We start from the raw sequence: 10,002 nt of genomic DNA, 5'->3' as shown, positions 1-10,002 counted from the left end.
CACTTGAACTAATTAATCAACGACCATTAAAAATACATCATCAACAGACTGCCATTGAAAGATTCCGGGCTTGTTCGGATTAAACTTGTAATTTGCCTTATTAAAATACCAATATTATCACCACGCTTATACTCTCATTACTTTTTAATTTACCATACATCCCGTTCAGAGTGGTAACATTAAGCGAGTTATTCAAATGCTGTAGGAGGTATTATATGCTTGCCATTACGATTGCCATCGCTATTGGGGTCGCCTTACCGATGGAAACCGCCATTAATTCACGTTTACAAGGGACGCTCAAGTCGCCCTACTTTGCTTCATTAATGTCATTTTTCATGGGAACCGTCCTTTTAACTGCACTTTTGCTTGCGACTGGACGTAGTTTATTAATCCCTGGCGCTTTCTTTACTAGCCATCCCTGGTGGATCTGGCTTGGTGGCGTGCTCGCTGTCGTCTACCTCACCGGGAATATTTTGTTATTTCCTAAACTAGGTGGTATTCAAACGGTCTTAATGCCCATTTTAGGGGAAATCCTAATGGGGTTGCTAATTGATAACTTTGGTTGGTTTGCCAGTGCTCAACATTCAATCACATGGTTGCGTGCTTTCGGCGCGATCCTAATGATTGTCGGTATCGTTTTTGCGGTCGTTCTGCCAGAACGTGCTCGTAAAAATACGTTCCAAGGTTCAGCGGAAGCTACTGAAACTCATCACGTCCCCCACCGCGGCTTTTGGCAATTGTTGGGTATCCTGTTTGGTGCGTTTGCCGCGGGACAAACTGCGATTAACGGTCACTTGGGACACTTATTGAAATCGCCCATTCAGGGTGCCTACGTCAGCTTTTTGGTTGGCACCCTCATTTTATTGATTGTGGTTCTGATTCAAAACCACGGTTTGCGGTTCCCAGTCGGTGCCATTTCACACAATCCGTGGTGGATCTGGTTTGGCGGCTTCATTGGCGCGCTGTTTGTGCTTGGCAATGTTTACCTAGTGCCTATCATTGGAACTGGCTTAACCGTTGTGATCGTGCTGTTTGGACAGATTATTGGTGGTCTCATTGTCGATCAGTTCGGCTGGTTCGGGGCCAAACGAAATCCTATCGTTCCCCTTAAAATCATTGGCCTATTAATCATGATCGTTGGTGTGTTGTTGATCAAACTGTTCTAAACATAATTTGTAGCGAATAAAACTTTTTCCAAAAATCGTTGACAATTTTCGACTAAGATATCATAATAAACACATTAAAATTTGATGAATAAAACACGCGTTGAAAAGAAAAGTAACCTGCGAAAAGATCGTTAAGCGAGCGCCGATTGGTGAAAGGGCGCCGATCAACCACAAGTGAACATCATCTTTGAGCGTTGACTGCGACAACAGTAGTCAATGGGTGCTCCCATTACAGAGCTAGGGTATCCGGCGTAAGGCCGCGTACCCGAAGAGGTAGGTTCTCGCGAGAGATCTATAAACAAAGGTGGTAACACGTGTAAACGTCCTTAGCTGAAGCAATTCGGCTAGGGACGTTTTTTTATCAAAGAAATTTTGGTTGAGACAACAAGAAGGAAAAGAGGCAATTATATGGAATTACAGGAACACAAATTAACCAAACGCGAATATGCACTCGTTAGCTCAATGTTGTTTGCACTATTCTTTGGTGCAGGTAACCTTATCTTTCCACTTCACTTAGGTCAATTATCCGGTGCTCATTGGCTGAGTGCGGCTCTAGGATTTTTAGTAACAGCCGTACTGTTACCATTACTATCAGTGCTTGCAATCAGTATCACTCGTGCTGGCGGTGTTTACGACGTAGGCCGCCCACTCGGCGTTTGGTTTGCCCTCACGTTTATGGTCCTAATTCACGGTACCATCGGACCATTGTTTGGTACACCGCGGACAGCAACCGTTTCATACACTGTCGGTGTCGCTCCATTAGTGCCCGCTCAATTTCAAACTTTAGGACTGGTTATTTTCTCCGCCGTGTTCTTCGGTTTAGCCTACTTCTTCTCTGTTGAACAAAGTAAAATCGTCGCCAACATCGGTAAACTATTAAATCCTATCTTCCTAGTCTTGCTGGCGCTTGTTTTCTTCCTCGCCTTCTTGAAACCACTTGGTAGTCCTGCACATCAAGCAATCACCACTGCTTACCGAAATGATGCCTTCTTTAACGGCTTCTTGCAGGGTTACAACACAATGGATGCCCTAGCCGGATTAGCCTTCGGGGTCACCGTCGTCACTGCCATTCGCTCCCTTGGTAAACGCAATCCTAACGCCATCGCATTAGTTACGGCTCGTGCCGGTTTCTTCTCAATGGGTTTCGAAGCCATCATTTACTTGTTGCTAATCGTGATTGGTGCCATGTCACTAGGTCAATTCAAACTAGCCGCTAATGGGGGGATTACGTTTGATCAGCTGGTCAACCATTATCTCGGTGTCGCCGGACAAGCCATTCTGGCCGTCCTAATCACGGTCACTTGTCTCACGACCGCCATCGGCTTAGTTGCTGCGTTTGCTCAAGATTTCCACAAGCATTTTCCAAGCGTCAGCTACCGTGTTTGGCTACGATTCACAACCATCGCATCCTTCTTAACGGCTAACATCGGCCTTAACCTAATCATTTCATGGTCCACGCCAATGTTGATGTTCTTATACCCGCTTGCGATGGTACTAATTCTGTTATCCATCACTTCACCTCTATTCAAACGTGATTCAGTCGTGTACGCTTTCGTCGTGCTGTTCACATGTGTTCCCGCTGTTTTCGACATGATTGCCGCCTTTCCGCCAGTCGTTAGCCAAAGTGCGTTTGGTAAAGCCATGACCAGTTTTCAAATGAGCTATCTGCCATTCGCCAAGTACGGTATGGACTGGGTCGTGCCCGCCTTGGTTGGCGCCGTTATCGGCTTGACTTGGCATTTCGTCAAACTTGCTCGAGAACACACCACGGCCTCGGTGTCAGATAACTAAAGATTACTAGCCAGTCATCTAATTAAAAACGTGATTTGCACATTGATAACCGAGTTGCTATCCTAAATCAAAATAAACAAGCAGACGATAAATCCTAATATAACGGGATTTATCGCCTGCTTTTTCTCATAAACATGTAAGCGAAACAATGAACTAGTTTTGGTATTCTTAAACGCGTGGTGGACTCGATTCATCGAGAATCTGGATGAAAGGGGGATGCAACCATGCTTCAATTATTTTTAGAACCACTGATTGTGGGCATGCTTTTAAAGATGTTTGACCACTGGTTGGATGATCACCATAATCGGCCGTAGTTGACCATAATTCAACCTAAAGTGTCCCGTCTAATTGCATATTATTCGAAAAAAGACCCCTTACTAGTCGTACCTAGTAAGGGGTCGGATGCTTCCATGCTTCGCTTCGCCAATAATATACCACATAGCTGCTACATCGACAAACGATAAGTAGACCATATCTCATCAATTTTTATCAGTCACACCTCATCCAGTTATCAGTGCAACTATGCTGGAAAAAACGCCTTCATTTAATGGAGGGCATTCAACCGTTCGTCCAACATTCTAGCCAGTCTTTGCAATTGTTTATAACTAACCTGAAAGAAATCTGGGTTTCCGGATGCCAGTGCAGTAATCGTATATGGCGGCAAATTCAGCATTTTATTCAAATCAGCCGGCGTTAATCGCAAAGACAGCATATCATGCGTAATCCGTCTTTGAATCATTCTCATCGCCATGGAGGTACCCAAACTGCCTCCGAAGATATTTAATACCCGCACCATTTTAATCCGAGTGAACAGATGATCTAATTTCATGACATTCACCTGATTATACTTTTTGCCGCCATTATACGCGCAAATGATAAAAATCGGTGCCATCATCAACTCCTAATCACCGAGTAACGACAACTTTTCCCATCATGTGACCGGATTCTACTAGAGAATGAGCCTGACGTAATGTTGCTGCATCAAATGGTGACAATTGTTTGGTCAACGTGCTTTTCAACGTCCCATCATCAAACATCTTCGCGGCTCGTTCTAAAATATCATGTTGCGTTTGCATATCTGCGGTGTGGAAAAATGATTTTGTGTACATCCACTCCCAGGCAAAGTGGCCGCGTTTTTGAGTCAGACGTTTGAGATCCACTGGCCGATGATTTTCGGTAATTGAGGCAATCCAACCGCTTGGTTCAATCAGTTCAGCCATTTCATTCCAATGGGCGTCCAAATTGTTCAGTTCCAAAATATAGTCTACATAGTGATATCCCAGATTACGCACTTGCTTAACCAGATCTTCACGATGATTAACCGTTTCATCAGCACCATGAGCTAACGTCCAATCAATTGTTTCCGGTCTCGAAGCTGTCGCAATCACATGCAGGCCAGCCCAATGCGCAAGTTGGGTTGCAATGGATCCAACTCCACCGGCACCATTGATGATCAACAAATTGTGTTTTGCGTTATCTTCTTTATCATCTGGATCAATTGGCAATTGTTCAAACAACGCCTCCCATGCAGCCAGCGTCGTTAATGGCATTGCCGCTGCTTCTGCATCACTTAAATGCTGTGGTGCGCGACCAACAATGCGTTCGTCCACGAGCTGATAATCACTATCGCTACCCGCCCGTTTAAATGAACCTGCGTAATAAACACGGTCACCGACATTAAACAACTGTACCTGTCCACCAACTGCAGCGACCTCGCCAACTGCGTCCCAGCCAATCACACGGGGCTGACTCAAGTGACCGTGGCCACCACGACGCACGCCAATGTCTACTGGATTAACCGAGACCGCACTGACATGTACTAATAAATCGTGACCCTTGGCAACAGGAACTGCTTCTGTAAAGTCTTGCAGGCTGTGCTCATCCGTAATTGGCAAATGATCATTAAAACCGATTGCATTCATTGTTTTAGCCATTTTGATGACTCCCTCTCCCTATGACAACTGCTCTAACAACAACTCCATTCTAATATCGTCAAAAAAAGCCACAATCATGAAATTTTAATCACCTAGTTACAAATTTTTCACTAGCAGCCCCAGTGGACGATGATTTGTTGTTAATTTTAACGTGACTGCGGTATTCTGGCACTAATACATACTTTAGTGATAGGAATTTAGCGACTTGGAGGTAGTTATGGTACGTCACACATACGATTGTCAGGATGGCTGTCCAGTTGAAAGCACGCTACAGATTATTTCGGGAAAATGGAAAAGTGTTATTTTATTTCACCTTATCAAAAACGGCACGGAACGCTTTGGGGACCTGCAGCGTCAAATGAAAGATTGCTCTCATCGAATGCTGGCGCTGCAATTAAAAGAACTTGAAAACGATGGCGTGCTGGTTAAAACCATCTACCCTGTTATGCCACCCAAGACTGAATATCGTCTAACCTCATTCGGTGAAACCCTTGTTCCAGTGATCATTGCCATGGAAAAATGGGGTCGTTACTATAACACCACTCATCGTGAGGCTGAGTCATCACAGGCTTAAACACATGTTCATTTGATGCACAAAACCAGGCCACAAGCACATCAGCTTGCAACCTGGTTTTTATAATTGCGGAATCACATGTTTAATTGTGGCGCGTTTTGATTTTCTCAACATAAAAATACCAACAACTAGGAACAACAGAATGGGTGCAATCTCCGTAAAATTGACAATATTGCTGCTTTCCTGAACAGTGTTGTTGTGAAACGACGGAACGAAATCGTTAAGTCCATGCAAAATGATTGGGAATAACAAACTTCCCGTCCTCAGGTAAATCGCTGACAGCATTTGAACAACCGTTGCCATCACAGGTTGATGTACGGCATTAACACCGTGGGCGAGTCCGAACAGCACACTAGATACCAGAACACCAGTCCACAATTGATTACGTCCATGACCTAGTTGGCTAGCTAACGGTAAAAGCAGGCCGCGGAAAACATACTCTTCAGTTGGCCCAACAAAAAGCAACATTGTGACGCCGAGTGCTAAGTTACCCGAACTATTGAACAGAAGCAAAATTGCTTGAGCCAATAAAACGATGGCCACCCAATTTAACGGAATCAATCGCCATGAGCATTCAGTTGGCTTTAAATACACTGTTTGGTGCAACCACAATCGATTCAGCAAAAAAAGTACTGCAAACATCACAATTTCATACGACATAATACCAAATTCACGGCCGATCCCAATGTGTGTTGTAAAAAAGCCACCACCAAGTGCGATGATAATCACGGCCAACCAAGTAACAAATACTTTTACCCATCGATTGTTCATAATGAAGCCTCCTAAAAGTTGCTCTATTGCGCAGTCTCGCTTGCGTCGGCCTCATATTCCTGAATAACATTGAGGAATGCATCCCCGTACTTATCCAATTTATTTTGTCCAACACCCTTGATCGACAACATATCCAATGTACTTTGAGGTAATTCCTCACAAAAAGCCTGAAGCGTCTTATCAGAAAAAATAACGTATGGTGGCACGTGCTGTTGCTCAGCAAAATTCAAACGTAGTTGACGGAGTGACTCGAACAAGCCATCGTCCACCGAAACTGTCCGTTTGGCCTTCACAGCACCACGACGAAGCACTTTTGCCTTACCTTTCAGCACGCTGCCGCCCATCTCACTCACGTGCAGTGTTGAGTATTCACCACCAACTTGCTGCAAATAACCACTACTGGTCAAAAAATCGATCAGGTCGCTGACTTCTTTTTGTGGGCGACCTTTCATCAAACCATAGGTCGATAACTGGTCAAAGTGCTCGTCGCGAATCCGTTTGACGTGCGAACCTGTCAGCACCTGCGCGATAAGTGACTTGCCATAGCGTTGACGCATTCGCAAAACACAGGATAAAACCTTTTGCGCATCGACCGTCACATTGATCTGATCCCGTTCATCTAAGCAATTACCACAATGGCCACAAGCAGGTGAAGCTTCACCAAAGTATTTCAAAATAAACTGCTGTAGACAGCCTTCAATATTGGCGTACTTAGACATTTCCTGAAGCTTTAAGTACTCACGTGTTTTAAAGGCTGGTTCCATGTCGGACTGATCAATAAAAAAGTGCTGAATCTGTAAGTCCGATGGCTGATACATCAGAATTGCCTCGCTAGGTAAACCGTCACGTCCAGCACGTCCAGCCTCTTGATAGTAGGCCTCTAAGTTGCCTGGCACTTGGTAATGAATAACAAACCGAACGTTGCTTTTATCAATACCCATCCCAAACGCATTCGTGGCTACCATAACTTGCACACGGTCATATAAAAAGTCTTCCTGGTTCTTATTACGGACGTCTTCACTGAGACCAGCGTGGTACATTTCTGCTTTAATGCCCTTCTTCTGTAATAAGCCTGTTAAACGTTCAACCTCCTTACGGGTGCTGGCATAAATAATTCCGGCGGCGTTAGCGTTGACTTTCAGATATTCTAACAGAAAAGCTTCTTTGTTTTGGTTCTTGACGACTTGAAAAGATAAATTATCTCGTGCAAATCCAGTACTGACTTCATTTGTTGGATCAATGTTGAGCCGTTGCATGATGTCGCTGGCCACTTTGCTTGTCGCCGTCGCCGTTAATGCAACAACTACTGGATGTGACGGAAACTGGTGAACGGTATTCATCAAGTTTAGATAGCTCGGTCGAAAATCATGGCCCCACTGGGAAATACAATGCGCCTCGTCAATCGCCAATTGAGAAATGTTCAGGTCACTCAGCTCGCTTAAGAAGCGTTCGTCGTCTAATCGTTCAGGCGCTAAATAAATCAGTTTGACCTGATCCATTGCGGCCTGTTGCAAACGATGTTCAATCTCTTGGTAATCCAACGTACTGTTGATAAACGTCGCCGGAATCCCATTTTCAGATAAGGCGTCAACCTGATCCTTCATCAGCGAAATTAGCGGCGATACGACAACCGTTAACCCCGGTAACATCAAGGCTGGAATCTGGTAGCACAAAGACTTCCCACCACCGGTTGGCATGACAGCAAGGACATTTTTGTGATCCATAATTTTATTAATAATTTCATCTTGGCCCGGTCGGAAACTGTCGTAGCCAAATTTGTCCTTTAATACTTTAAGTGCTGTCTCAGTCATGTGCTCCTCATTTCTTAGTAACTGGATAACCTGCGCCTTGCCATGCAAGCGTACCGCCGTTGACGTTAACTCCGGTGATGCTACGTCGTTTCATTTGTTCAATCGCTAGTGATGACCGCCGTCCAGAACGACAAATCACTGTATACGTCGAATCTTTTGATAACGTTGGCAGCCACTGATCAATTGTACTCAGTGGTAGATTAACCGTTCGATCGACGTGACCTTCCGCATACTCGTCGGGTTCCCGGACATCGATTAAGTGTTCAATATCCGGCAGCATTGCGTTCAATGTTTGAACTGTTATTTCAATCATGTTTATCCTCTTTTAATGGCAGTTTTAACCATTAGTGCGTTATCAATTATACAGGCTTAGGAACAAACTACAATATCAGACACATGAGATAACATACGCGTTTTACCTTCAAAAGTAACGCTTAAAGCATTTAAAAAGGCGAAAACCCATAATCGGATTTTCACCTTTCTAATTACAATCCATTTCTACAGGTTGTCGCCAGGTTCAAACGTAACCGGTGACAGTTCCAATGCTTCTTTCACTAAGTGATCCATCAACGTTTTCGTCCGTTTGGTAATCTCAGCGGCCGTAACGTCGTTTTGCTTCGTTAAGTATGCCGTCGCATCGGCCTGTGACCCTGCTTCTGCATCTGTCGCGATCACGCGTGAACGGGCGTAGGCCTGACAGGCATCACGATATTCGTTAACCTCAACAATAAAGTCGTGGTAGTGTGGTTCAACTAACACACCGAGTGATTTGTATAACCAGTACGCATTATCCAACGAAACGGCCACAGTTGTGTTCTTATAGTTGACCGGCGTGTCGTTAACATTCGTAAAGAATGGCACGTATGGGCTGTAGGCAAAGAACCCCATCGCCATCCATTCAGCTGCGGCATGCGCCGCATCAACGTTTGGCCGAATCTGTAAGATATGTGAGATCTGGTTCCGATCCAGTGCGATTGAACGGAATGTTTTCTTTTGAGCAGGTGTGCCGTCGCCGAACGGATCAAACGGTGTTTCCTGGTAGTGAGACGTGAGGAAATATTCAACGTCTTCCACTGCTAGTTTGCGGTTAGCATGTTGAATAAACGGAATCTGCTGACTAGTTGGGTCCTGTTCCAAATCTGGTGTAAATAATTTTTCACCATACCAAGCACGAGGTGTGTTGTAATGTGCATCACTTTCCGTGTGAGTGCCAAAAATCTCACGGAAATTAAACGTGTCTGGTGTTGGATTCAACTGATTATCAGCCACAAATTCCTGCAAGTCTTTAGCCCACATAAAGTTGTCAGTGTCATTAAAATCAATTGTTTGAATGTTGATTTGGTTTGGTGCAACGGCGTAAGCGTCGTCTGGCAAACGAACGGCCGCCCAGTGATGACCACCAGCCGTTTCCATGTACCACACTTCATCCTTATCAGAGAAAGCGATGCCGTTACTTTCACCAGTCCCGTAATCTTCGATGAAATCGCCGAGACGTTGAACCCCTTCACGCGCAGAATTGATGTATGGCAACACTAATGTCACCATCGCTTCTTCATCAACACCGTCGTGAACCAGAGGATCGAAACCAAGCACCCGTGGACTGGTAAACGTGGTTTCAGTGGCACTCATCGCAACGTTTTTTTCGTTAATTCCGGCCTCTTCATACAAACCGTCATCTGTTGGCACACTGGGCTCAGCCGTATGCCTTAATGCGTCAGCTGGTAAGTCGATTTTAACCCCAGTGGTGACGGACGTGTACGTGTCCGGTTGACCATGACGAGCCGCATGAACGATGAACTTCTTGGGTCCGATGGCACCATAGCCATCTTCGTTGCGTGCAATGATTGTCGAGCCGTCCATGGTTGCTTTCTTACCAACTAAAATGGCCGTGCATGAAGAATGATTCGTTTTCATCAAAAAGCCTTCTTTATTTATATTGTAATTCCAGTGTATAA

General features: G+C 44.7%; 10 protein-coding genes and 1 other annotated feature. Of the genes, 4 read left to right on the top strand and 6 right to left on the bottom strand.

Features of this window, described 5'->3' with window-relative positions; translation table 11 throughout:
* The first annotated feature begins 215 nt into the window (after positions 1-215).
* The 3 genes from GB992_RS07470 (at position 216) to GB992_RS07460 (ending at position 3,271) form a co-directional block, all read left to right on the top strand.
* Positions 216-1,166, top strand: coding sequence for a DMT family transporter (locus GB992_RS07470; RefSeq protein ID WP_161001878.1), 951 nt, complete (start codon positions 216-218; stop codon positions 1,164-1,166).
* A gap of 91 nt (positions 1,167-1,257) precedes the next feature.
* Positions 1,258-1,497 (top strand) — a binding site (T-box leader).
* Positions 1,498-1,574: 77 nt separating this feature from the next.
* On the top strand, positions 1,575-2,957 hold the full coding sequence (gene brnQ, locus GB992_RS07465) for a branched-chain amino acid transport system II carrier protein (RefSeq protein ID WP_161001877.1): 1,383 nt from the start codon (positions 1,575-1,577) through the stop codon (positions 2,955-2,957).
* A gap of 224 nt (positions 2,958-3,181) precedes the next feature.
* Positions 3,182-3,271, top strand: a complete 90-nt coding sequence (locus GB992_RS07460) for a type I toxin-antitoxin system Fst family toxin (RefSeq protein WP_161001876.1) — start codon at positions 3,182-3,184, stop codon at positions 3,269-3,271.
* Positions 3,272-3,501: 230 nt separating this feature from the next.
* Here the strand turns inward: GB992_RS07460 and GB992_RS07455 are convergent, their stop codons facing one another.
* Together GB992_RS07455 and GB992_RS07450 are read right to left on the bottom strand one after the other, a co-directional pair.
* Positions 3,502-3,786 (bottom strand): hypothetical protein, encoded by a 285-nt coding sequence (locus GB992_RS07455; RefSeq protein WP_161001875.1) that lies wholly within the window; start codon positions 3,784-3,786, stop codon positions 3,502-3,504.
* A 76-nt stretch (positions 3,787-3,862) separates the two neighbouring features.
* Positions 3,863-4,879 carry a zinc-binding alcohol dehydrogenase family protein gene (locus GB992_RS07450; protein ID WP_161001880.1) on the bottom strand — a complete coding sequence of 339 codons (1,017 nt, stop codon included), beginning with the start codon at positions 4,877-4,879 and terminating at the stop codon, positions 3,863-3,865.
* Between the two features lie 229 nt (positions 4,880-5,108).
* Between GB992_RS07450 and GB992_RS07445 the strand changes: the two genes are divergently transcribed.
* Positions 5,109-5,465, top strand: a complete 357-nt coding sequence (locus GB992_RS07445) for a winged helix-turn-helix transcriptional regulator (protein ID WP_161001874.1) — start codon at positions 5,109-5,111, stop codon at positions 5,463-5,465.
* Between the two features lie 60 nt (positions 5,466-5,525).
* Here GB992_RS07445 and GB992_RS07440 read toward each other — a convergent pair whose 3' ends face one another.
* From GB992_RS07440 to GB992_RS07425, 4 genes are all read right to left on the bottom strand, one after another.
* Positions 5,526-6,236, bottom strand: a complete 711-nt coding sequence (locus tag GB992_RS07440; RefSeq protein WP_161001873.1) for a CPBP family intramembrane glutamic endopeptidase — start codon at positions 6,234-6,236, stop codon at positions 5,526-5,528.
* 23 nt (positions 6,237-6,259) lie between these two features.
* Positions 6,260-8,047 (bottom strand): DNA helicase RecQ, encoded by a 1,788-nt coding sequence (gene recQ, locus GB992_RS07435; protein WP_161001872.1) that lies wholly within the window; start codon positions 8,045-8,047, stop codon positions 6,260-6,262.
* A 7-nt stretch (positions 8,048-8,054) separates the two neighbouring features.
* Positions 8,055-8,360 (bottom strand): rhodanese-like domain-containing protein, encoded by a 306-nt coding sequence (locus tag GB992_RS07430; protein ID WP_161001871.1) that lies wholly within the window; start codon positions 8,358-8,360, stop codon positions 8,055-8,057.
* Between the two features lie 185 nt (positions 8,361-8,545).
* On the bottom strand, positions 8,546-9,961 hold the full coding sequence (locus GB992_RS07425) for a C69 family dipeptidase (RefSeq protein ID WP_161001870.1): 1,416 nt from the start codon (positions 9,959-9,961) through the stop codon (positions 8,546-8,548).
* Positions 9,962-10,002 lie beyond the last annotated feature (41 nt).

Source organism: Furfurilactobacillus milii, from assembly GCF_009863985.1.
In the GTDB taxonomy this organism is placed as follows: domain Bacteria; phylum Bacillota; class Bacilli; order Lactobacillales; family Lactobacillaceae; genus Furfurilactobacillus; species Furfurilactobacillus milii_A.
This window is presented reverse-complemented; position numbering and strand designations above follow the sequence as displayed.